Raw genomic sequence first — 23,183 nt, 5'->3', positions numbered from 1 at the left:
GACCGCACGTCCGGGCGGTTGAGGGAGCTCTCGTCCGCCTCCTGCCGATCCTAGGCTCTGCCTCGATGGTCTGCGACCTTATGGGAGAGTCGAATGCCCCGCACGTTGCAGTTGCACCTTGGCCTCAGCGGCGCCTTCTGTGTCGGCCGCTGGGAGCAGCCGCAGAACTGGATCCGCCTGACTTCCGAGCTTGGTTACTCCTGTCACGAACTGAATACGGATGTCCTTGACCCCTTCTTCTCAGGGGATCGCCACTTTCAACTCTCACAGGCCCGGGAGGCACGCGAAGCAACCGAAGAGTACAATGTCGTTGTCTCCGATGTCTACGCGGGTCTCGCGCCGCGACTGTTTCACGGGATCTCACATGCCGACCCGATCCCTCGACAGAAGATGATTGAGTGGATCGTCACCTGTATGGACCTGGCGCGTGAGGTCGGTACCAACCGCATCGCCGGCCACTGGGACACGATCTCCGCCGAGGTCCTTGAGAGCGGGGAGTACGGCTGCAAGCAGGCCGTCAAGCGGCTCATCGAGCTGTTGCGCGACCTGGCGCAGATCGGGCGCGACAAGGGCTTGGCCTCGATCTCGCAGGATCAGGGCTGCGTTCCCTCCTGCGTGCCCTGGACCCTCAAGCAGGCCGAGGAGTTCCTGATCGAGGCTAACCGCAAGAACTCTGGCTGCCCGATCCGACTGTCCCTGAACCTCGGACAGATGGCGGGAATGCACCACGGGCTGCATGGCAAGGACCTGGACTACCGCGAGTGGCTCCGTGCCCTGGGACCCTTCGCCGAGGTCATCCGCCTGCAGCAGACAACACCCGAGGCCTGCCGGTTCTGGCCCTTCACCGAGGAGTACAACCAGCAGGGATACCTGCGCCTCGACGCGATCATTGAGTCTCTCGTGCAGGCTCACGAGCACTTCGCCGATAGCTGGGTATCTGAGGTCCTGGAGCCGACGGACGTACACTGGCTGATCGTCGATGTGCGACCCGATCCGCTGACCCCCACAGAGGTCCTGCTCGACCAACTGCGGGAGAGCGCCGAGTACTGCAAGCAATGGCTGCCTGACGGCCGACTTGAGCTTGGGTTCTGACCGGCCTCGTCTCCTGACCAGACACAAAAGCGGGCGTCCCAGTGGGACGCCCGCTTTCCTTTGGGACAGAGTTAGACGTGGGGTTAGGCGGCACGATTGAGGATACGGGTCACATCGGCCTCGGTGACGGGGCGGGGATTGGCCTTGGTGGAACCCGAGGCCATTGTGGCCGCCGTGATGGCGCCGAAGTCCTCTCGCCGAAGACCCAGGTCCGCCAGTGGCTGCAGGCAGCCCAGTTCGGCGCACAACTCGCGCACCCATACAACCAGCATGTAGGCGGCTGCAGTGTCGACCGGGTTGGAGGAGATGCCGCAGGCACGGGCAAGACACGCGAGCTTGGCCTCGGCCACCGGGGCGTTGAACTCCAGCACGTGCGGAAGCAGCAGCGCACAGGCCTGCCCGTGGGCGAGGTGGTACAGCACCCCCAGGGGATGAGCCAGGCCGTGCACCAGGCCCAGTCTGGCACTCGCCAGGGCCAGACCCGCAAGCATGCTCCCGGCAGCCATGTTCTCGCGGACGGCACGGTCGCTGCCCTCTCGCACAGCCTTCCGTACCGACCCCGTGAGAAGGGTCGCAGCCTGCAGGGCAAGCGGGTCACTGAAGGGATTCGCGCCGACGGAGATATAGGACTCAAGGGCCTGCGTGAGGGCATCAAGCCCGGTGAAGGCAGTCGTCTCCGGAGACATCGACACCGTTAGCTCCGGGTCCACGATCGCGACCGCAGGCATCATCCCCTCGGTGCGGATGCTGGCCTTGACCTGACGCGAAGAGTCCGTCAGCACCGCCACATGGGTCACCTCGGAGCCGGTGCCCGAGGTCGTGGTGCAGGCCACCATCGGCAGGCAGCGACCGGTGATGGCCCTGCCCGCGACGAAGTCGGCCGTGGGCGCAGACTCCCCGGCAAGCCCCGCGATAGCCTTCCCAGCATCCATCACGCTTCCGCCACCGATCGCGACCACGCAGTCGCATCCCTCTGCAGCCAGCACACCGCGCCCACGGTCGATTGTTTCCACTGAGGGGTCGTGCTCAACGCCCCGGAAACGGACGGGTGTGAGACCGGCGTCGGTCAGCGAGGTGAGGATGGTTGCCAGCCGGCCACCAGCCTCGATCGAGGCCCCGCCGGTCACCACCAGCGGACGCGCACCCAAACGGGCCACAGCCTGCGGGAGGCCACCAATCGCCCCCCAACCGAAACGCACTTCCTGTGGACTGCGGATCGCGAAGTCCTTCATGGGTCTCACCTGCCGACAGGTCGATGGGTACGAAAAGGGCTCGCACGCGGCGAGCCCTTTGTTCTGCCTATGGATGTGCAGCGAGTTGTTGTCCGGCCTTAGGGAGCCACAGCGGGCGCCGGTTCGGAAGGCGAACCACTGGGTGCTTCGGCACTGCCGCCGGGTGCGCCCGGCTCTCCCGGCATACCGGACGGGGCGCCAGGGGCACCAGGGGCGCCGGCAGCACCCGCAGCGCCACCGGCTGCGCCTGCTGCACCGGCCAGGAACTTCATGCGCTGCGGCGGTGTCGGAGCGCCGTTCACCATGCACACGAGGCGAGCCTCCGCGTTGGTGACGGAGCGCAACTGGTCGCGGGTGAGGGTGAAGGAGAACTCAAAGTACCAGCCTTCCTGACCCTCGAGCGCCAAACGGCCACCCTTGAACCGGTCGTCCTCATGAGGCAGGAGGAGCCGGTAGCGGGGCTGGTAGTTGATGACTGGCGGATGCACCATCTGAGTGAAGATCGCCGGGCTGAGGCCCGAGCCTTGGGCTGCCCTGACAACCTCAGTGTTCGTCGGATCGAACAGACGGAGCTGGACCCGCAGGTCACTCCAGAGACCCGCCCACACCTGGATGGCCTCATCGGCCAGGTAGAAGGTGTTGGGGCGGTAGTAGCCGCCGGAGTAGGTCATGAACTTGAAGGGCGAGCGGCCATCGCCCATGTTATCGAAGGGCTTCATGCGGTTGTAGAACCGCGTACCGAAGGTCTGCTGGCAGCGGTCCTTCACATGCATGACCACCGGCACCACGATGGTGAAGCGGTCGGGCAGCGTGGCCTCCCAGCGTCCCCAGCGGATGGTCCCGTCCGGGTTGCGGATGGCCTTGCGCGTCCAGTCATACTGCAGCAGTTGCGGGCCGATGCGCGGGTACCCAACCTCGAACCAGAAGTTGGTGGTCGCATCCTGCCAGCACGACCACATGGCATTGACCTCATTGTGCTTGACCGCAGCCTCCAGGTAGACCTGGTTCCACAGGCTGTTGCCGGGGGTGCCGACGAGCTTCACGTCGGGCTTGACCGGCTGGTCGGCATAGATCCGGCTGAGGCCGTACCACTGGTTGCGCGTGTACTTCTTGGGCGTCCCGTTGTCCTCTAGCAGGTAGAACTCCGGAAGCGGCACCGGAGCCTGGGCCTCCTGGGTCAGGAACTCCCCATAGGTCATGAGGAGCTCTTCCGGCATGGTCGCCTCGCTCCAGGAATAACCTGCACCGCCACCACCGGCAGCGCCCTGAGCGGGCCCTGCGCCGGGTTCGCCGGAGGGCGAGCCGCTGGCTGCCTCAGGCGGCGCGCCGCTTGCGGCATCGGTGGGAGGCGCGGCACTGGGCTCTCCCTGGGCGAAGGGCTTGGTCACGGTGACGACGGAGCACGCAAAGCCCACAACGACGATGGCGATTGCGTAGGGCAGCAGCCGTTTAAAGCGCATGAAGAAACCACCTCGAAAGGCTTGCGGCGACTCGAGGGCTATATGGAAGTGGCTCGCCAAATGAGTATAGCCGCATTCCACGCAACCCGTCAAGCAACGCGAAGGCCAGGGATGGTCGCCTTGCGGCACAGATCGGCCCGCAGGGCGTGCACATGCCTCCCGCGCTTGCTCAGCGCGCGCTACAAAAGGACAGGCCGCGACTGTATCAGCCGCGGCCTGCTAGTTCGTCCTGGAGACAGAGGAGACCTTCTTCACTCTGAGAGAAGAAGGTCCCTCGTCGTGAGTACCTTAGTTGGCCTGGAAGCGGTCCCAGCGGCCATAGCCGAAACGCCACCAGTGCGGCGGAGTGTCCATCGGCTTGAGCTTGCCGTACTGCTCAGAGGCTGCGTTGGTGAGCGGCCGCATGTCGTTTGCCGTCGGCCCGGTCTCGAGCATGACGCCCATCAGGTAACGGGCCTGGTCCGCAGCGCGATCGTGCGGCCGGGCCTTGAGGTAGTCGCGCAGACTGGCGACTTCGCTCAGCGGGCTGCCCGCCCAGTCCGGGTTCTCCTCCGTGGCGGCGCTCATCGTCCGGTTCGCCATGTCCGCACCGGAGCCCGGCGCTGCCTGCATGCGCATGCCCGCATCGTTGAGGGCCCGGAGGACGTTGATCTCGCCGTCGACTGCCCTGTCCAGCGCCTCGAGTATCTTGTCGGAGTAGCCGGTGCTGGTCTGCTGGCGGCTCGTCCACAGGGACATGATCTCGCGCCAGGAGCTATCGATGTCGGTGGCACCGCGGCGAGCGCGCAGTTCGGTCTCAACCAGCAGGAGCCGCGACCACAGCGCCTTCGGGTCCACGCCGATCGCGCCGGCCGACAGCGCGTTCATCGCAGAGGTGCGAACCTCCCTGAGTTGGGTGTCGGTCAGCTTCTCCGGCGGGAGCTGGAAGTACGCCGGGATCGGGCGGCCCATCAGCGAGGAGGAGGCGATGGCGCCCTGCCCGTCACCGGCGGCTGAAGCGTACTGCAGGGACACATACTGCGGCAGGTAGACGGTCGGAAGCATCCCCATGCGGCGGAGCGCGACGGTTGCCGCCAACCATGCCTTCGGGGCCGGAGAGGCCATCCAGGCCGACCGGTCCTCGGGTGTCTGCTGCAGGAAGTTGCGGATCTCTACCAGGTAGTCGCCGCCGGTGAAGTCTCGTCCCTTGGCCTGCTCGGCGAGGGCCGCGTCTGCAGCCTTCGTGACGCGAGAGGTCACCGGTTCCCACTTCTGCTGCACCAGGTACTCGGCGCGCGACAGCATGTACTCAGCCATGTAGGCTCCGGGGAGGCCAACGTACTCGGAGGCCAGGTCAAGCACCGTCGTGGCGGCAGGAGTGGCTGCGGGCGTCATCCCCGAGGCCAGTCGCTCCTCCTCGTAGGCCTGGTGCGCAAGGCGATCGACCTCGTAGGTGCGCTCCAGGAGCCGGCGGAAGTAGTCGAAGTCTTCCGGCTTCTGGCTGGCGCTGTGCGCCTGCTGGTTCCACTCCCGCGGGAGCTGGCTGCGGCCCATGTAGGACCAGTGCACCATCACATAGCCCTGGCGCAGACCCAGTTGGTTCTCGTGACCATAGTCTGCCCACTGGGCGAACATGCCGTCCATCGGCGAGGTGCCGGTGAGGATGCCGATCGGCTGCGGAGGCCCACCGGCGGCAGGAGCTGCCGCGGTTGCCATGGGCATGGCGCCCCCGGCCTCAGCACTCATCGAGCCCTCAGCGCCAGCCTGAGCGGTGGTTGCTGCTCCACCACCTGCAGGCGGGAGCCACTCAGCCGGGTCGCCTGTTGAGGACACACCGGCAGCGGCGCCACCTGCGGCACCCTCCATACCGGGGCCCATCGAGCCGGCGCCCATCTCCATGCCGGGTGCCACGCCGCCGGCCATCGCGCCTGTCTCAGCGCTTCCTGCTGCGGCCGCTCCGGCAGCCGTCTTACCACCGGCTACCCGCGGGCCGACAGTATGGAAGAGGTCGGCGCCCATGATGAGCACTGCCGGGAGCCGGGTCATCCAGTCTGGCTTGGGCGTGATACCGGGCCGCGGATCCTTGTCACTGGACTTGACCCGGATGTACTTCACCCAGTACTTGTCTTCGATGTACTTGGCGATGTGCGGCTGGCTCAGCAGGGAGCGAACCGCGCCCGACTGGCGGCTGACGACCGGCGTCTTGGCATCCGGTTCTTCGGCCGCTGCTGACGGGTCATAGCTGGAGTCGCCCTCGTAGAAGACGATGATGCCGGGGAAGTCGGTGAGGAGAACCGGTATCTGGTTCGTCGGCTGCTCGTTGCCGAAGCTCGTGAGCAGGGCGATGCGGAGCTGGCGAATGCGATCGCGGTAGACGACGAACTCATCGCGCTGCCGGGCGTAGCGGTCCTTCCAGGTGTTGCGCTCGGAGTCCGAGACGAACTCGTCGTCGGCGAGGCGCTTCTCGGTCTCGGCGATCTTCTTGTCCAGATCCTTGGCGCACTTCTCTGCGCGAGCCAGGAAGTAGTCCGCCATGTAGTGCTGCTTGAGGTCGACGAAGCCCTGACCGACGGTCAGGAGAAGATCGATGTCGTCATGCTCTTTGTCGTTCTTGAGTGCACGAGCGGCGTTGTCGATGGTGACGGCCGTCTGCATCTTGGCGGCCAGGTCTGCGCTGCTCGGAATGGCCTTGGCGCTTCGAGCGCCCTGGAACAGGACGTACTGCATCAGGTACGCCATGCGGTTGGGCTGGCGATAGTCCCAGTCGCTCCAGGTCATCTCGCCGACGGCCGACGCAGCGGTCTGCATCGTGCCTTCAGCCATCGCCTCGCCACCAGAGGGCATGCCCTCCGGTGCGCTGCCGCTGGCACCACCGGGCATGGCCGCCGTGGTCGTGCCGGCTGCAGCGGCTCCGGCGCCACCGAGGATCCAGCCGGTCAGCTTGCCGTCATCAGTGGAGGTCGAGCCCTGGGGTGTCGCGGCCGCTCCGCCGGTCTCCATGCCGGAACCGGAAGGCGCGCCCGCCATCCCCTCCATGCCCATCCCTGCTCCGCCGGCGCTTGCACCGGCTGCTGCTGCCTGGGCAGGAGTGACCGGGTCGCCCTCTTTGAAGATGTCCTGGCCGCAAAGGACCAGGGCCGGGTAGTTCTCAATCTCGGCGTCCAGCTTCTCGTCCTGAACCATGCCGATGACGCTGGTGTCCTTGGCGGTGTCCTTCGAGACGAGGTTAACCAGCTTGCACCAGTAGTGGCCGTTGTTCATCTGCTGCTGGACGGCGGGCGTGTCGAGCAAGGCCTCTAGCTGCAGACGCTGGCCCTGATTCTGGTAGTAGCCCACGATGCCCGGGAAGTACTGGCTCAGCATAGGAGTGAGGCTTGTCGGCGGGCAGTAGCGGAAGGAGCCCGCGAGCTTGGCCTGCTCGTCGCGGATATCACGCACGAGGCTTCGGCCGCCGCCAAGGGTCTCCGCGCGGGCCAGGAGGTAGTCCGCCATGTACTGATTCTGCTGGACGACCCGGGCACGAGCCGGGTCGGCGCTAAGTCCGAGCCCCGGCAGGAAGGACTTGCCGCGCTCCAGAGCGCGGACGTAAGCGCGAGCCAGTTCCAGCGTCACACTCGCGTTCTTGTTGTCCTGCTTGAGCTGCCGCGCGAAGCGGTCGATGCCGGCCTGACGGTCGCCCACGGCGTCGAGGACGAAGCGCAGGATTTCCGGGGTCGGGACTTCCTTGTTGCCGACGAAGGACCAGTAGACCATGAAGCTGCGGTCCATCAGGGACCACTTGCTGCCGCCGGCCGCCGGAGCTGCAGTGCCGCCCATGGCGCCACCCATCATCCCGCTGGCGTCCATGCTGCCGCCTTCCATGGGCATCGCGGCGGTTGCTGCTGCAGCGGGTGTCGCAGCGCCTGCGCCCTGGCTGAACATGTCCTTGCCGAAGATGACGATGCAGGGAGCCGCACGCCGGGCCTCGACCTTGAGTTCCTTATCGGAGACGCTGCCGGCAGCCGCCGCTCCAGCCATGCCGGAGCCCTCCATCCCCATGCCCATTCCCATTGCACCGGCCTCGGCGCTGCCGCCTTCCATACCGGCGGCCGCTCCAGCCGCACCGCCGCCGCCCTTGGGGAGGCGGTACTTGGCGGCGAGCACCTCACGGATGAAGCTGGGGGGATCGGTATCAACGGTGACGTCGGCGAACTTGACCCAGTAGCGCCCTTCGATGCTCGGGGCGACCTGACGAATCAGGGCCTCAAGCTGGGCTTTCTGCTGCTTGGTCGCGTACAGGCAGGCGATGCCGGGGTATTGCGACCGGCCCACTGCCCAGCACAGGGGAACCAGCGGGGAGATGTACTTGCTGGGGGCGGGCGCCGCCGCCATGCCCATCCCTGCGCCTTCCATGCCGCCACCCATCATGCCACCCAACTGCCCCAGTAACTGGCTCAGGTCCCCGGGCATTGCGCCTCCGCCCGGCATTCCGGGCATTCCGGGGAATTGTGCCAGGGCGCCGCTAGTCACCAGGAGGGTGAGTGCCAGGCAGGCGGTCCACTGCATGCGTGATCTCATCGGTCAGCTCTCCCTGCGTTCTGCATCGGAGGTCGCGGCGACAGAGGCCGCGGGAGCAACGTCGGTACACCTCTTTCAGACGGCCACGACCGGGAGCTTCGTGCCGTCCGTGCAACATCACACTAGGCTACAACCGCAGGCACCAGCCCGTTGCCAGGCTGGCGGTCCCTGCGACTCTTCTTGTGGCAGCGGGCTACTTCGAGCCCCACGGTGGGCACACCTCAACGGCGACCCGCCTTTAGCTATTCTTCCGGCCCCGCACCTGGGCGACGCGGACGCTTTCCGCCTGTTTCCGGGATCTCGCCAGGCATAGACGGCGCACCGGGCGCCATCTCCGGACCACCAGGCGCTCCGGGCATCCCCGGCATGCCGCCGCCCATACCAGGCATTCCAGGCATCCCGGGCATTCCGCTGGGCATCCCCATCATGTCCATGCTGCCGCCCATGCCCGACATCCCAGGCATGCCACCCATTCCGGCTGCCGGCTGCTCGCCCACAAGGTTCACGCTGGCCTCAACCGGGCTCTTCGGAGCGGCCTTCAGAGCACCCGGCGTCCCCACGCGCAGGGGCGTGTTGTCATCCACATTGCCCATGCCCGGGAAGATCCGGGGCTTGCCACCCGGAGGCGCGCTGAGCGACGAAACGCTCGTCCACTCCAGGTCGAGGTCCTGCAGAAGATCCGGTGCCTCACGCGGCTCGGCAGCCTTGACCTTCAGGGACGCGGGCGCAACGTACTGGATGCGGCGTGGCGGCTCCTGCGGCGCCGGGGCTGCCGCCATCATGCCGCCCATGTCCATCCCAGAGCCCATGGAAGCGCCCAGCATCCCGCCGGTCGACGCGGTCTCCTTGGGCAGCTCGTAGAACACCACACCGTCCACCGTCGCGCCATCCGCAAGGGTCTTGCCCTTGGCGAAGATAGACTTCGCACCGGCCCACTCCGTCACCGGACTCGCCTTGTCGAAGGTGGGATTGGTGAAGTCAGCGTCCACCTCTTGCCAGGTTCCCGAGGCAAGATTGACGGTGTCGTAGCTCAGCGGAATCGGGCTACCGGTCTGGTTGGTGATCCGTACCGCGTAGCAGACCGCTTTCACCGGCTTCTCGCGGGTCTGGGCCAGGACCTGGTCCATTACCGCCGCATTGTCCGACACATTCGCGATGACAATGCCCAGATCGAGCATCTCGCTCTTGAGGTCTGGAGCATTCAGGTCAATCGCTTTTGCCGGGTCCGCCGCGAAATACTCGACCTTGACCTCCTGCGCGTAACCTACGCTCAGAATTACGCACAGAAGTAGCACAGTACCGGTAAGTGGGCACCGCAAGAGGCTCGCCTCCCAAGTGGGGTACGCAAGCGATGCGTCCGCCATTTGTTCTATGTGCTAGAATAGCAGTATTCGGCACAACTGTCCAGCATGCCTCCGCCCTGCAAACGGCTTCCACAAGCCGGTAACATACGCCCCGGCCAGGCGTCCCGGCGGCTCTGCACCAGACCTATTCCGCGCCCTGCCGCCACTGACCTTGCTGCAAGGCCGGGGAACTCGCTCCGAGCCAGGCCCTCTCAGGCCAAAACGCCCGGCTAGAGCATTCGCCGTCCCTTCATTACCTTGTATACCCGTTCTACGGCGATTTCCACCGCAGCCTGTGTCAGACTCACCTGTTCGCTCCGGCACCGTTCCGACGCCAGGTCGAAGTTCTCGCCGATCTTCTCCCGCACCACCTGATATACGCCCTCCCGGCTCGGCTTGATCGCCGACAGCGAGCTCGAGTACTCGAGCATCGACGCGATCACGCCGCCGGCGTTGGCCAGGATATCCGGCACGACCGGAATCTTGCGCTCCTCGAGCACCTGCATGCCCTGCACAGTCGTGGGCATGTTGGCGGCTTCCACCACGCACCGCGCCGCCAGCTCAGAGGCAACCTCCTGGTTGATGACGCCGCCTGCTGCCGCCGGAATCACCGCATCCGCCTCGACACGGAACAGACTCTTGCCCTCCATCGGCTGACCTCCGGCAAAGCCCCCGACCGTGGCCTCCTTACCGAAATGCTCCAGCAGCCCATCGATGTCGAGACCGTCAGAGTTATAGACGCCGCCATACAGGTCCGTGATCGCCACGATGCGGCACCCGTGGGCTGCCAGGTCGACGGCCAGTGGGCGGCCAACGTTGCCGAAGCCCTGGATCGCCACCGACGCCCCGGCAGGATCGATGCCGAGCCCCTCCTGCAGCATCCGCAAAGTCACATAGGAGCAGCCGATCCCCGTGCTCTCCTTACGACCCGGCAGCCAACCCTGTACTCCGTCACCCTTGCCCGTGACCGACGCCGGGTCCTGGGTCTCGTTGTAGATGAAGGCCATCTCATCCGGCCCGGTGCCCATGTCGGGGGCAGGGATGTAGGTGTGCCTGCTGAAGACATCGCGGAAGTGCTGCGCGTAGTACTCCACGGCGTCCAGCGAGATGATCTTCTCAAAGGCCAGGTCGCGCGGCTTGCGGCCGAAGAGCTCGTACATCTGGGCCATGTCGACCCGGATGCCCGTCTTGCCGCCGCCGAACTCCACGTCACACACGGCGCACTTGAGTGTCATCAGCCGAGAGAGCTCAATCGTCTCCCAGATGGTCACGTCCGAGGCGAGACGAATCCCGCCCTTGAAGGGACCACGCGCCGAGTTGTGTAGCGACAGGCAGCCCCAGAAGTTCACGACCTTCCCGAGTATCTTGCACGGGATCCGGAAGGCCGTCACCTGCTGCGGGGCGACCAACTCGTGGATCTCGTGGGTGGGAAGACCTAACCTCTCACCTGCCCGTTCCATGAGCCACACAGACCGCGTCTGGGGCTCAACGTTCTGAAGCAGGTTCTCCATCTCACTGGGATAGACGTCCGTCGACACGAGATCAACCTCCTGGTACGGGTCCCTGTGCCACACAGCGATTTGCAGAGGACGTTTCGGCGTCCAGGCGCCTGGGTCCTTCCTGTATCCGGGCAATCTTCCGCATCCAGCCAGAACAGTACCTGTCCCGGCCTTGAGGCAGGATGGCTGCCACCTGATGACGAAAGGTGCCCTCGGCACTGAGGATACCGATGGACAGACCCTCAGTGCGTAGGGCGGACTGCAGAAACCCGCAGCCCGAGCACTGCCGGGCAGTCAAAGGAGCCGCCGCAATGGACAGTCGACACAGTTTCGGGGCGCCCCGCAAAGTGGGCGAGCTTTACTCTCTGGAGGGCCGAGTCGCCGTCGTCACCGGCGGCGCCGGAATGTACGGATCGGGCATCAGCACCGCCCTCGCTGAGGCCGGGGCGAAGGTCGTCATCGCCTCCCGCAGCCTCGACACCTGCGAACAGAAGGCGGCCGAGCTTCGGGCCCAGAACCTTGATGGGGTCGCAGCGCAGGTGGACATCGCCGACGAGGAATCAGTCAAAGCCCTCGCCGACCATCTGATGGCCGACTACGGCCGTCTCGACGTTCTGGTCAACAACGCGGTCGCACGCTCCACCGGCGGCGACTTCTCGACCGTCAGTGCCGCGCAGTGGGAGGAGACCCTCAAAGTCAACTCCACCGGGATCTTGCTAGCCACTCGCCTCCTGGGCGAGGTCATCGCTGTCTCGCGTCCTGAGGGCACCGTCGGCGCCGGCGGTCAGATTGGCCCCCGGGGAACCGGAAGCATCATCAACATCGCTTCTATCTACGGAATGGTCGGCCCACAGTTCGACGTCTACGGCAGCACGGGCATGAAGAATCCAGCCGAGTACGCCTTTGCCAAGGGAGGCCTGATCAACCTCACTCGCTACCTGGCCGCCTTCTATGCTCCCCGCGGAGTTCGCGTGAACGCAATCAGCCCCGGCGGATACTTCAGCAACCAGCCCCAGGAGTTCGTGGACAACTACTGCCGGCGCACGCCCCTGGGGCGCATGGCCGGGGAAGAGGACATCAAGGGCGTCGCACTGTTCCTGGCGTCGGAGGCCTCGGCGTACGTCACCGGGGCGAACCTCCCGCTCGAAGGAGGCTGGACTGCCTGGTAGGTACCGCCGCAGATTCCGGGTAAACTCGACTCGCAACTGGTTGCACTTACAGAGCCCCAGACCCTTGAAGTGAGGCTTCGTCCAGCGGTCAGCCCAGGGAAAGAAGGTGACCGACGGTGGAAGTCCATGAGCACTTGGTCGGCAGACAGATGCGGCGCTGGGAGATTGACCAAAGGCTGCACCAGCGGTTCGAAAGAGATACTGTCATCCATGGCGCCGGGCGCGATGTGATCACCATCTCGCGCCAGTGGGGAAGTGGCGGCACCAACGTGGCCAGTCTGGTGGCCCGGGAACTCGACTTCAGGTTCTACGACAAGGAGCTCATCGACCACGTGGCCGAGACGGCCGGAATCGACGTGGCCCACGTTCGGCAGCATGATGAGCACAGCCCCGACGTCGTCAGCAATCTCTTGCTGCAACTGCTTGAGGGCCACAGACCTACGGAGACCACCTATCTGCGCACACTGGTCAAGGTGATGAAGCAGATCTCCAAGCAGGGGAAGGCTGTGATCGTGGGCCGAGCTGCTACCTGCATCCTGCAGGACTCCTTCCGCGTGCGCATCCTTGCCCCGGAGGCCCTGCGGGTAGCCCGTATCGCCGAGTTGCACGATATGGACCTGAAGACCGCCCGGCGGAAGGTGCTCGAGAGCGACCACGAACGCTACCAGTTCGTCCGGGGGCGCTTCGGCTGCGATCCCTCCAACCCGATGGGCTATGACCTTGTCATCAACACCGAGCACTTCACCATTGAGCAGGCGGCCGATATCGTCATTCGAGCCTTCAGGAGCCGCGAGGAATCAGGGGATAAGTAATGCCACAGTTCGACGTTCTGGTCCGCGGGGCGCAGATTCTCGACGGCACCGGCGCTCCGCCGCGGACCGGCGATGTGGGGATCGTCGGCGACACCATCAAAGCCGTGGGCACGCTCCCGCAGGCCTCGGCCACTCAGACTCTCGAGGCTCCGGGGCTCGCAGTCAGTCCCGGCTTCATCGACCTACACAGCCACTCGGACTTCACGATTCTTGTGAACCCGGCGGCGGAGAGCAAGGTCCGGCAGGGAGTGACGCTGGAGGTCAATGGCCAGTGCGGGTTCACCCCCTTCCCGGTGCGCGCGGGCCGGCAGGACGAACTCGATGCCCTGTGCCCCTTCATCACTGAGAAGCCGGCCTGGACCTGGCTGCGCACCTCCGAGTACCTGTCCCGAGTGGCTACCGCCCGTCCGAGCATCAGCGTCGGCCAGCTAGTCGGTCACAGCGCTCTACGCGCCTGGGTGATGGGTTTCGACAACCGGCCTGCCACGCCGAAGGAGATCGCCGGGATTGCCGCAGTAGGTGCAGAGGCCCTCGATGAAGGCGCCCTTGGCATCTCCGTCGGGCTTGCCTATCCACTGGGCAGCTTCGCCGCCGACGATGAGGTCGAAGCCCTCGCCGAGGTCGCCGCACGGAAGGGCAAGCTCTTCACCGTACACCTGCGCAGCGAGGGCTCCAAGCTGGTCGAGAGTGTCGAGGCGATGATCGGTATCGCTCGGCGTGTCAGCTCCCTAGCCCCGCTGCGCCTGCAGATCGACCACTTCAAGGCTTCCGGCAAGCGCTGGTGGGGCAACCTGCCTCCGGCGATGGAAGTCGTCGAGGCCGCCCATCAGGAGGGGATCGATGTCGGCTTCGATGTCTACCCCTACACCGCGGGCAGCCGACACCTCTCCGGGTCCTTGCCCGCCTGGGTGCATGACGGCGGCAACGAGGCTGTCATGGCCCGACTGCAGGACCCTGACTGCCGTCAGCGACTCCGCGACGAGCTGGAGGAGTGGAAGGCCGGCAGCGACGACCCCGGGATCTTCCAGATGGACTTCGACGGTCTGGTCATCACCGAGGTCGCGACACCCGAGAACCAGTGGACGGTCGGCAAGTCACTCACCCAGATCGCTCAGGAGAAGGACGCCGATCCGCTCGACGTCTCCTTCGACCTGCTGGTTGCCGAGAACGGCCATGTGAGCATCGTGCAGTTCTCGCAAAGCGAAGAGGTCATGCGCACCTGTCTGAAGCATCCCCTGGGCTGCGTCGGCACCGATAGCCTGGTCTTCGCACCCTACGGCCCGCTGTCACGCGGCAAGCCACATCCCCGCGCCTATGGCACCTTCCCGCGAGTGATCGGCCGATACGCTCGGGACGAAGGCCTCATGACGATCTCGGAGGCCGTGCGCAAGTGTACGAGTCTCCCCGCCTCTCGTCTCGGACTCACCGACCGCGGGCTGATCCGCGAGGGGATGAAGGCCGACCTCGTGGTCTTCGATCCCCAGTCGCTGCTGGACACCGCGACCTACCAGGACCCGCATCGGTACCCGCTGGGGATTCGTTACGTGCTGGTGAACGGCGTCGTCACCATCGACGGCAGCGCCAATCGCCATCCCGGAGTCGGAACCGTTCTCGGAGCCTGACCTGACCCTTCTTGGGCTAACCAGAGGGCCGAAGGAGTCACCACCCTGGGGTGGCCCCTTCGGCCCTCGCAGTTCCTCTGCCCGGTCTTCGGGAGCCGGACACTTCTCCGGCTCCTACTGGCGCAGCCGCCAGTAGGTCTTCCCCTGGTCGAGACGGTGGTCGCCGTTGGGCATGAGCTCGATCTCCTGGCACTGCTTCCCCGAGTACAGGAAGGCGCGGAATCCCGGCCAGTGTGCCGCCTTTACTCCCGTGAGCAGCCGGTAGACCCCGGTGATCCGCGGCCGCAACTCCTCGAAGGGTGTCAGCTTCGTCCCAGCGCGGCGAGGGTTCCCGCGAGTGCCGCTGCTGGTGTTCTCAGCGATCATGTCCTTGCCCTGGATCTTGCCCACGTACAGCGCCACGTGACCATAGGCGCCGCAGTTGCGGTTGATGCCGACGATGTCCCCCGGCGTCAGCGAGCCGTCGGCCACCTCGTGCTTGTCGTCGGCGAGTTTCTTGCACATCTCCAGCGCAGTCCCGGCGGCATAGCGCCAGCGTCCCTCGCCGAACTCGCAGCCGGTCTCATACACCTGCCGCACAAACCGGGCGCAGTAGCCTCCCTCGCGCAGACTCAGACGCTGAGATGTCATCCCATCTCCGAGCACGAGGTGCGTCTTCCCGTCCTGGCTGGCCTTCACGGCAGCAAGGGCGTGGGCGACGACACGGTCGATCATGTCCTGACGGTAGGTCTCACTAGGCATGCAGGCTCTCCTCCACAGGTGGGGTGTTGACGCCTGCAAGCCTCTCTTATTGATGCTTTGCGAGTCCTTGGCGCCGCCATGTATCTTTCTTGGCGTCCCAAAGCAAAGCGCCCCTCCGTCAAGAAGGGGCGCTCAAGGGTCTCCTTGCCGACCGGCCTGCTACCAGGGCTTGCCGGCTTCACGAAGCTTCACCGGCACCGGAACCTGGCCGTCGACGCTCACCTGCGTCTGACCGTCCTTCGGCACGAGGGTCAGCCAGGGCACCTTCTCCGCCGCCCAGTCGGCGTAGGTCAGAAGGGGCACTCGCAGCGGCGTGCGCACCGGCGCCACGGACACCAGGCCGGATACCTTGTCCACCTGCAGCCCCGCCAGGGCAGGCAGCAACCCGAAGGCCGCCACTCCCCGGGGGTAGTAGTCGAGCGAGATGCTGTCATTGCCATACACATACACATCCGTGAAGCAGCCCCGCTTCGCCCGGTTGATGTACTTCTCCAGGTCCCAGTAGCCCTGGACGGTATCCGACAGGTCCATGCCGAGATAGGCAGCCGCCATGTCCCGCCACAGGTTCTGCGACACCCACATGTTGTTCTCGCGGTCAGTGTGCGGGCTCCCGTAGCGCTTCAGGGTCTCCAGGGTTGCACGGGTGAGATCGGTCCGCAGGCGATTCAGATCGAGCCCCGGCACCTGCAGCCCGACCCGCATCGGGTACAGCATCCCGTTGCTGGTGTAGATCGAGTAGCCGTCCCAGCCCTGCACCGGCTTCGGCGCATAGGACTGTGAGTAGCCGCCGTTGTACTGTCCGTTGTTCCCCCGGTAGCCGCCACCGTTGCCGTTGTACTCGCCCTCCATCAGCCCGCCGTAGTCCGGGTCGCCATTGCCCCCCGGCGCGGTAGCGGCAGCGATCTCCTGAGTCTGTGGCTGCTTGTTGAGGGTCACTACAAAGTGGTCGTCCTGCCAGGCCTGTTCATTCAGAGTCTTGGCCGTGACCTGGGCCTTCTGTGCCCACTCTTGCGCCTTGGCGGTCTGGCCGAGCTTCTCCGCCATCTGCGCTCCGCACACATAGGCACACAGCGCCCGCATCGCCAGATAGGTCTGATTCTGCGCATACTGGACGGCTGCCGAGCCCTGGTCGATGGTGTTGTAGGTCCCCAGTTCGTGGAAACCGTCGCCGTCGGTATCGCAGGCCGTCACGTGATCCAGCAGCGTCTGCGCCGCCGGGAACAACTCCTCGAGCGCCGCTGTATCACCGGTCTGCCGCCAGTACTGGTGCAGCAGCAGCACGAAGTTGGTGTTCTCCTCCACCTCCATGTCATGCCCGTACTTCATGCCGTTGGCCTGGAGCCCCATCCCCATGTCATGCGACAGGATGCCCTCGTGGATGTAGCCCGTCCACTCCTGCAAGGTCAGCTTCATCAACTGCGGCCAGTAGTCGAAGTACAGCGGCGCGACGTTGTACTCCACGTCCACCGTCGAGTGGAACTTGCAGCAGCCTTCCCAGACACTGAACCAGTCCTTGCCTTCCGGGTCGGCGCAGTAGAACGTGTTCTGCACCCAGCTCTGGAAGCTGAAGGCCAGAAACTCGCGCAGGGCCTTCGGGGCTGAGGAGTCCGCAACGGTGCTCTCGAAGAGCGCGACCTTCCGGTCGATCTCCGCTCTCTGGTCGAAGCCATAGCGGGCGACGTCGAACAGGTCCGTGAACAGGTCGGCGTACTTGAAGTGGTACGGCACGCCCTTGACCTCAAGAATCTGCCCGCCCATCCAGCCCACATAGGCGAAAGTGCGCGTCGACGAGGCCTGGGGAGCCACCGTGAAGTCCCAGGTTAGGCCGCTGGCGGAGTCGGCCCAGGTCGAGGCGAGCTGTGTGCGACCATCGGCGTCGGTCGTCGTTGCAGCGCTCTGCACTTTGCCGCCGGCCGGGATCCCCAGGGTCCCCACGTGAGCGGTCACCCCGTCGGAAGCCTTCTGGTCAACCAGCCAGGCCTGCTGCGTGAGCTTCTGGAAGATCGGCAGGTTGTACTGCACGCCGAAGCAGCCCTTGCCCCGGGCCGCCTGGGCCGTGTCGGTGCCGCGCAGGGACTGGCCGACCACAACGGTCCCTTTGCGCTCGGCCGAGGTGAGGTTGCGCACGGTCACATCCAGCAGCAGGTACGGGGCGACGCACAGCTTCAGGTCCTGCGGGTAGAAGGGCGCATGGAAGGAATAGGTGACCTCCACCGGCAGATCGGGACCCCGGCACGTGTAGGTCAGCGAGGTCAGCGTCTGGCTCTGCTTGAGGGAGGTGAAGGGCTGCAGCCGTCCATTGAAGGGCAGCGAGTACCATATATCGCGTCCGCCGTCGCCCTCACACCGCACTGCATAGTACACGGGCGTCGCCGGGTCGTTGTACAGCGCCGCGTTGGTCTCGAAGTAGGCGACATTGTAGTCCGCGTGGCCCAGGGGGTTCTGGCGGCAGATCCCCTGCTGCGGTCGTGGGTTGATGTTGATGCGCGAGCCGAACTTGCCGATGCAGGTCTCGAAAGCCTCGGAGAGATAGGAGGCGTCCTTCGAGCTGGGGCCGAGGGAGACCTGGGGATCGTCGGAAGCCTTGACCTCGAAAGCCCAGTCGCGGGTGTAGACCTTCAGGTAGTTGAACTTGGCGTTCTCGACCTTCGCCGCGAACTCCAGGGCCAGGGGCTTGCCGGCGGGGATGTCCACCGGGCTGGTCACGATCACGGCTTCTCCGGGGCCGCCGACGCTGAGGATGTCGAAATCCTTGAAGAGCGGCTTGCCGTTGGCGAGGATGTCGAAGACCCGCTCACCTCGGTCGGTGTACTTGAACTCGCAGAACCCGAGCTTGATCCGAGCCGGACCGGCCGGCAGTCCGGTCAGAACATAGCTGAAGTGAGGGCCATACCGCTCCGTCTGGTAGAGCGCATCATCGGTGGTCTCCAGCACCGGTCCCTGCTCGGTCCACCTCTGGGTCTGGCCTCGAAGCTCCACCTGTACCGGTCCATACTCCGCGGCTCCTGCGATAGTTACCAGGGCAACTGCCAGGGAGGCAAATCCGATCCATAGCGACCGACGGTTCATCGCGCTGTCCTTTCGGCACCTTGCGTCCTCTGCGTCCCAGGCCCTGCGCACCCTCTTATATAACCACCTTTCCTGACCTTGGTTCCCCCGACCTTCCGCTCGCAAGGGCCACGGTGGCAGCCTTTCCCTTGATGGAACGCCCCGCGAAGGCCCGCAGGCAGCAGGGAAGGTATGTACTCGCTCAGAGGGGAAATATATGGTTCGGTCGCTCGACTCACTTCGCCAGGAGGCGTTGACACATGCTCAAACTCGGCATCGTAGACTGCGACACTTCCCATGTTGTCCAGTTCAGCATGAGGCTCAACCACAAGGAAATCGACCAGGAGCAGTGGGTAGACGGCGCCAACATCGTGGCCGCCGTGCCGCTGCCGTCCGCAGTCCTCCCCCAGGAGAGGATCGACGAGTACGTGACCAAGCTCAAGGGCTGGGGCATTGAGATCGTCGATAAGCCCGAGAAGCTGCTTGACATGGGCCTTGACGGTGTTCTCATCGAGGCCGTCGATGGCAGCATGCACCTGGAGCGGGCGCGGCCCTTCCTCGAAGCCGGCATGCCGCTGTACATCGACAAGCCCTTTGCTTGCTGCGCTGCGGACGCCAAGGAGATACTGCGTCTCGCCCGCGAGAACAAGGTGCCCGTCTTCTCCACTTCCTCCCTGCGCTACGGCCTCGAGGTCGTCGAAGTCCTTGAGGACAAGGAAGGCAAGTATGGCAAGGTCCTCGGTGCCAACTGCTGGACCCCGGCCAGCCTGAACGAGCGCAACCCGGGCCTGTTCAACTACGGCATTCATGGCGTGGAGCCGCTCTTCACCCTCATGGGCTCGGGCTGCAAGACCGTCTGGACCGTCTTCCAGGAGGGCGCCGAAGTCACGGTCGGCCTCTGGGACGACGGCCGCATCGGCTCCGTCCGCGGCACTCGCCAGGGCGCACACTCCTACGGCTTCACCGCCTGGTGCGAGAAGCAGGTCATCACCACGCCGATCAATGCCGCCTACATCTACCGCGAGCTGCTCAAGCAGATGGTCCAGATGTTCGAGACCCGCAAGCCGCCGGTAGACCTGCAGGAGACGCTCGAACTCGTGGCCTTCATCGAGGCCGCCATGGAGTCCGGCGCCAACAACGGCAAGCCGGTCGACCTGGCCCGCTAACCACTGCAAGACACCGTACCCTTCCCTGCCCTGGCTCCAGGGCAGGGAAGGGTATGCGTACCATGCCACGGTTCCTATCCTGCGGGAGGGAGTCCCTTACCCTTGCTCTCCTTCAAGCCGGACTTCGAAGAGGCCAAACAGCGCTGGCTTGCCTTCTGGCACCAGGAGCTGATTGACCGCCCGGTCTGCGTCATCACTGCCGCGAGGGACGACTGCGAGCGGCAACCCGGTCCCCCCTACATGGCCGGTGCGCGTGAGGACTTCGGTCCGGTGGTCGAGCAGGTCCTCGCCATGGGCGAGAGCACCTGGTGGGGCGGCGACGCCATCCCCTGCTATGTCCCCAGCTTTGGTCCCGACCAGATGGCTTCCTGGCTCGGTGCCGAGTTGAACTTCGGCGAGGGCGAGCGCACCAGTTGGGCCGTCCCCTGCGTCGAGCGCTGGGCGGAGGCAGCTCCCCTCACTCTCGACCCCGACAACTACTGGTGGCGGCGAACCCTCGACTTCCTGCGTGCCCTTGCTGAGGCCCTGCGCGGCAAGATGCTCATCAGTCACCTGGACCTGCACAGCAACATGGACACGCTCCTGGCCATGCAGAGCGGCGCGAAGCTGTGCATGGAGATGCTCGACGATCCCGAGGCTGTCGACCGGGCCATGGTGCAGGTGCGAGCCGTCTACGAGCCGATCTACCAGGCGCTCTACGAGGCAGCCAACATGGGCGAACACGGGACCCTCGGCTGGGTCCCGGCCTATCACCCCGAGCGCACCAACACCATCCAGTGTGACTTCGCCGCCCTGATCGGTCCCAGCCACTTCAAGCGCTGGGCACTGCCTGCTCTGGCTGAGGAGGCGGCCTTCCTGGGCCACTGCGTCTACCACCTCGACGGCCCGGAGTGCATCGTCCATCTCGACGACCTCTGCTCCATCAAGGGCCTCGACTGCATCCAGTGGGTGCACGGTGCGCGGAACAAGCCCTTCATCGAGTGGATGGACCTGCTCAAGCAGATCCAGGCGAAGGGCAAGAGCGTCTGGATCCCGTGCAACGCCGAGGACATCAAGGTCTACCATCGGGAGCTCAAGCCCAACCAACTGTTCTACGTGTGTGGTGTCAAGAGCCGGGAGGAGGGCGAACAGGTCCTGTCCTGGCTCAAGGACAACACCTAGGCCGCCATACCCGTCTTCATACCCGCAGTTCCACGCCGCCGCTCTTCCGTCGGGCGGCGCGGACCTCGATGCAGGGAGAGTCGGCTCGGTACGCTATGAGTGAACGCCATCCAGCCAGCGCTCGCGCCATCATCATAGGTCTCATCGGTGCCGCCGCAGCCTGCTTTGTGGTCTGCTGGGCGGAGTTGGTGGTCCAGAGCATCCAGATCGCCATCTGCCAGTTTGCGCCGGCGGCAATCGGCCTGCTCTTGGTGGTCGTCATCCTCAATGGCGTAGCCCGGCGCTTCTTCAACCGCTACTCCCTGCAGGCTCACGAGGTCATCCTCATCTACATGATGATCCTCGTGGCCGCCCTGACCACCTCGCGCGGGCTCCTGGAACGCTGGATCGGCGCCCTCGTCGCGGTCAACTACTACGCCACCCCGGCGAACCACTGGGACCAGACCTTCTTCCCGCACATCCCGCAGTGGGCTGTTCCCTGGGACGTGAAGGGCGAGGCACAGGCCTCGATCGTCAAAACCTTCTACGAGGGGCTGCAGCCTGGCACACCGATCCCGTGGAAGCCCTGGCTGGGACCGCTCAGCGCCTGGCTGGTCGTCGTGGTCTCCATGCTGCTGTCCTACGCCTTCCTTGCCACCATCCTCCGACGCCAGTGGGTCGACCACGAGAAGCTCAGCTTCCCCTTGGTCAACCTTCCGGTCGAGATGGCGCGCGGGGAGTCCGAGGGCAAGGGCTTCTTCAGCAACCACCTGATGTGGATCGGCTTCGCGCTGCCCACTGTCGTCTTCACCATCGACGGCCTGCGCGGCATCTATCCCTCCTTGCCCCTGATCCCAATGCAGTACCCGCTGAACCCTTGGTTCACTCCCATGGGTCGCCCGTGGTGTGACCTGGGTAGCACGACCGCCTACTGCTCCATGGCTGCCGTGGGCTTCAGCTACTTCCTGCCGGCCGAGATACTGGTCTCGCTGTGGGCCTTCTACTTCCTGTTGCGGCTCGAAAACACCCTCTTCTCCGCCTTCGGGGCGTCGCCGGAGGCCATGCCGCTCTATCCGACCACCATCTGGAATGGCTATCAGGTCGCCGGCGCCTACCTGGTTGTCGCGGGCTACTTCATCAAGTCCATGCTGCCGCATCTGCGCCATGTGTGGGCCTGCACCGTCGGGGCCGCCCGCGAAGACAGCCATGAACGCGAGTTCGTCCCCTACCGTGTCGCAGTGATCGGGCTCGGGGTCGCCACGCTCACTTCGGTTTACTGGTTCACGAAGCTGGGGATGAGCCCGATGATGGCCGTGGTCGAGGTCGTCATCTACGTCTTCGTCGTGGTCGTCGTCATGGCCCGCAGCGTCAGTGAGGCCGGGATGCTCATGACCGAGACGAGCTTCCGCCCCGTCGATCTGGTCAAGCTCTTCACCAAGGCCAGCTCCCTTGGACCCTCCACACTCACTGCGCTGTCGCTGGCCGATGCAGTCTTCACCCGAGACCTGCGCGGGAACCTTCTCTCGACCTTCCTCGACGGGCTGAAGATGTCCGACTTGGTGAAGCTCGATCGGCGCCACCTCTTCGGCGCCATCGCGGCCGCCCTGGTGGTTGCGCTACTCGTTGGCGGGGCGCTCCACCTAATCATCCCCTACCAGCGCGGCGCGATCGGCCTCTACAGCTATGTGTACCGCAGCAATCCGATCTGGGGCTTCCAGTCCTTCCAGCCGGTGATGGAGTCACCCGACAAGTACGATATCCGGCTGCCCTTCTACTTCTCCTCCGGCGTGCTGGTGGCGTTGTTCCTCAGCGTCATGCGGGCCCGCTACACCTGGTGGCCACTGGCTCCCCTCGGCTTCGCCTTGTCGGGCTCGTGGAGCATGATCGTCTTCTGGTTCCCGATCCTCGTCGCCTGGATGCTCAAGTCAGCGGTGCTCCGCTACGGCGGGATGAAGGTCTACATGCGCCTCAAGCCCTTGTTCCTCGGGCTGATTCTGGGCGAGTTCTCGCAGGCGGTTATCTGGGCCGCCGTAGCCAGTATCTGGCGCATCCCGGCGCCCTTCTTCCCCTGGCCCTAGAACCTGCGGGCCTTACTCCGTGTTCTTACGGCGCGGGGGAAGCGCAAGTGGTTCTGGAGGGCCACCAGTGCCTGGCAAGGGCGAGGCGCCGTACTGTTGCCTTTCCCCCTCGCCACTCCGTGGAGAGTAACTGTGATGTTTGTCAAGCCGTTTCGGGCGTGGGGTGGTGGTAAGGTACACCTTGCGCCAGGATCGCGTTGAGCATGGTCAGCAGCTTGCGCATGCAAGCCACGATGATTACTTTG

At 65.1% G+C, this 23,183-nt stretch carries 14 protein-coding genes; 7 read left to right on the top strand and 7 right to left on the bottom strand.

Going from position 1 to position 23,183, the window contains the following annotated elements; all coding sequences use genetic code 11:
• The first annotated feature begins 93 nt into the window (after nt 1-93).
• A complete protein-coding gene (locus ABFE16_01590) occupies nt 94-1,092 on the top strand; it encodes a TIM barrel protein (GenBank protein MEN6343961.1) in 999 nt (332 codons plus the stop codon).
• An 83-nt stretch (nt 1,093-1,175) separates the two neighbouring features.
• Here ABFE16_01590 and ABFE16_01585 read toward each other — a convergent pair whose 3' ends face one another.
• The 5 genes from ABFE16_01585 to ABFE16_01565 form a co-directional block, all read right to left on the bottom strand.
• On the bottom strand, nt 1,176-2,324 hold the full coding sequence (locus ABFE16_01585) for an iron-containing alcohol dehydrogenase (GenBank protein MEN6343960.1): 1,149 nt from the start codon (nt 2,322-2,324) through the stop codon (nt 1,176-1,178).
• 98 nt (nt 2,325-2,422) lie between these two features.
• Nucleotides 2,423-3,784, bottom strand: coding sequence for a hypothetical protein (locus tag ABFE16_01580; GenBank protein ID MEN6343959.1), 1,362 nt, complete (start codon nt 3,782-3,784; stop codon nt 2,423-2,425).
• A gap of 288 nt (nt 3,785-4,072) precedes the next feature.
• On the bottom strand, nt 4,073-8,320 hold the full coding sequence (locus ABFE16_01575; protein MEN6343958.1) for a hypothetical protein: 4,248 nt from the start codon (nt 8,318-8,320) through the stop codon (nt 4,073-4,075).
• A 242-nt stretch (nt 8,321-8,562) separates the two neighbouring features.
• Nucleotides 8,563-9,639, bottom strand: coding sequence for a hypothetical protein (locus ABFE16_01570; GenBank protein MEN6343957.1), 1,077 nt, complete (start codon nt 9,637-9,639; stop codon nt 8,563-8,565).
• A 254-nt stretch (nt 9,640-9,893) separates the two neighbouring features.
• On the bottom strand, nt 9,894-11,201 hold the full coding sequence (locus tag ABFE16_01565) for a Glu/Leu/Phe/Val dehydrogenase (protein ID MEN6343956.1): 1,308 nt from the start codon (nt 11,199-11,201) through the stop codon (nt 9,894-9,896).
• A 272-nt stretch (nt 11,202-11,473) separates the two neighbouring features.
• Between ABFE16_01565 and ABFE16_01560 the strand changes: the two genes are divergently transcribed.
• The 3 genes from ABFE16_01560 to ABFE16_01550 all read left to right on the top strand — a co-directional run bounded on the left by ABFE16_01560 (nt 11,474) and on the right by ABFE16_01550 (nt 14,765).
• On the top strand, nt 11,474-12,331 hold the full coding sequence (locus ABFE16_01560; protein ID MEN6343955.1) for an SDR family oxidoreductase: 858 nt from the start codon (nt 11,474-11,476) through the stop codon (nt 12,329-12,331).
• 116 nt (nt 12,332-12,447) lie between these two features.
• Nucleotides 12,448-13,143, top strand: a complete 696-nt coding sequence (locus tag ABFE16_01555) for a cytidylate kinase-like family protein (protein ID MEN6343954.1) — start codon at nt 12,448-12,450, stop codon at nt 13,141-13,143.
• Complete coding sequence (locus ABFE16_01550) at nt 13,143-14,765, top strand: D-aminoacylase (GenBank protein MEN6343953.1); 1,623 nt, start codon at nt 13,143-13,145, stop codon at nt 14,763-14,765. The genes ABFE16_01555 and ABFE16_01550 overlap by 1 nt, the downstream gene beginning before the upstream one ends.
• A 114-nt stretch (nt 14,766-14,879) precedes the next feature.
• On the opposite strand, the gene ABFE16_01545 is transcribed toward ABFE16_01550, so the two are convergent.
• A complete protein-coding gene (locus ABFE16_01545) occupies nt 14,880-15,506 on the bottom strand; it encodes a hypothetical protein (GenBank protein MEN6343952.1) in 627 nt (208 codons plus the stop codon).
• A gap of 159 nt (nt 15,507-15,665) precedes the next feature.
• A complete protein-coding gene (locus ABFE16_01540) occupies nt 15,666-18,575 on the bottom strand; it encodes a malectin domain-containing carbohydrate-binding protein (GenBank protein ID MEN6343951.1) in 2,910 nt (969 codons plus the stop codon).
• Nucleotides 18,576-18,814: 239 nt separating this feature from the next.
• Between ABFE16_01540 and ABFE16_01535 the strand changes: the two genes are divergently transcribed.
• The 3 genes from ABFE16_01535 (at nt 18,815) to ABFE16_01525 (ending at nt 22,938) form a co-directional block, all read left to right on the top strand.
• Nucleotides 18,815-19,720, top strand: a complete 906-nt coding sequence (locus ABFE16_01535) for a Gfo/Idh/MocA family oxidoreductase (protein MEN6343950.1) — start codon at nt 18,815-18,817, stop codon at nt 19,718-19,720.
• A 102-nt stretch (nt 19,721-19,822) separates the two neighbouring features.
• Nucleotides 19,823-20,881, top strand: coding sequence for a hypothetical protein (locus ABFE16_01530; GenBank protein MEN6343949.1), 1,059 nt, complete (start codon nt 19,823-19,825; stop codon nt 20,879-20,881).
• Between the two features lie 95 nt (nt 20,882-20,976).
• Complete coding sequence (locus tag ABFE16_01525) at nt 20,977-22,938, top strand: DUF6785 family protein (GenBank protein MEN6343948.1); 1,962 nt, start codon at nt 20,977-20,979, stop codon at nt 22,936-22,938.
• Nucleotides 22,939-23,183 lie beyond the last annotated feature (245 nt).

The organism is Armatimonadia bacterium (assembly GCA_039679385.1).
GTDB lineage: Bacteria > Armatimonadota > Zipacnadia > Zipacnadales > JABUFB01 > JAJFTQ01.
The sequence above is the reverse complement of the archived record's forward strand: the minus strand, read 5'-3'. Positions and strand labels throughout refer to the sequence as shown.

Coding starts and splice junctions, on each gene's coding strand:
- ABFE16_01590 (MEN6343961.1), top strand. CDS start 94: ATGCCCCGCACGTTGCAGTTGCACCTTGGCCTCAGCGGCGCCTTCTGT.
- ABFE16_01585 (MEN6343960.1), bottom strand. CDS start 2,324: ATGAAGGACTTCGCGATCCGCAGTCCACAGGAAGTGCGTTTCGGTTGG.
- ABFE16_01580 (MEN6343959.1), bottom strand. CDS start 3,784: ATGCGCTTTAAACGGCTGCTGCCCTACGCAATCGCCATCGTCGTTGTG.
- ABFE16_01575 (MEN6343958.1), bottom strand. CDS start 8,320: ATGAGATCACGCATGCAGTGGACCGCCTGCCTGGCACTCACCCTCCTG.
- ABFE16_01560 (MEN6343955.1), top strand. CDS start 11,474: ATGGACAGTCGACACAGTTTCGGGGCGCCCCGCAAAGTGGGCGAGCTT.
- ABFE16_01550 (MEN6343953.1), top strand. CDS start 13,143: ATGCCACAGTTCGACGTTCTGGTCCGCGGGGCGCAGATTCTCGACGGC.
- ABFE16_01545 (MEN6343952.1), bottom strand. CDS start 15,506: ATGCCTAGTGAGACCTACCGTCAGGACATGATCGACCGTGTCGTCGCC.
- ABFE16_01540 (MEN6343951.1), bottom strand. CDS start 18,575: ATGAACCGTCGGTCGCTATGGATCGGATTTGCCTCCCTGGCAGTTGCC.
- ABFE16_01535 (MEN6343950.1), top strand. CDS start 18,815: ATGCTCAAACTCGGCATCGTAGACTGCGACACTTCCCATGTTGTCCAG.
- ABFE16_01525 (MEN6343948.1), top strand. CDS start 20,977: ATGAGTGAACGCCATCCAGCCAGCGCTCGCGCCATCATCATAGGTCTC.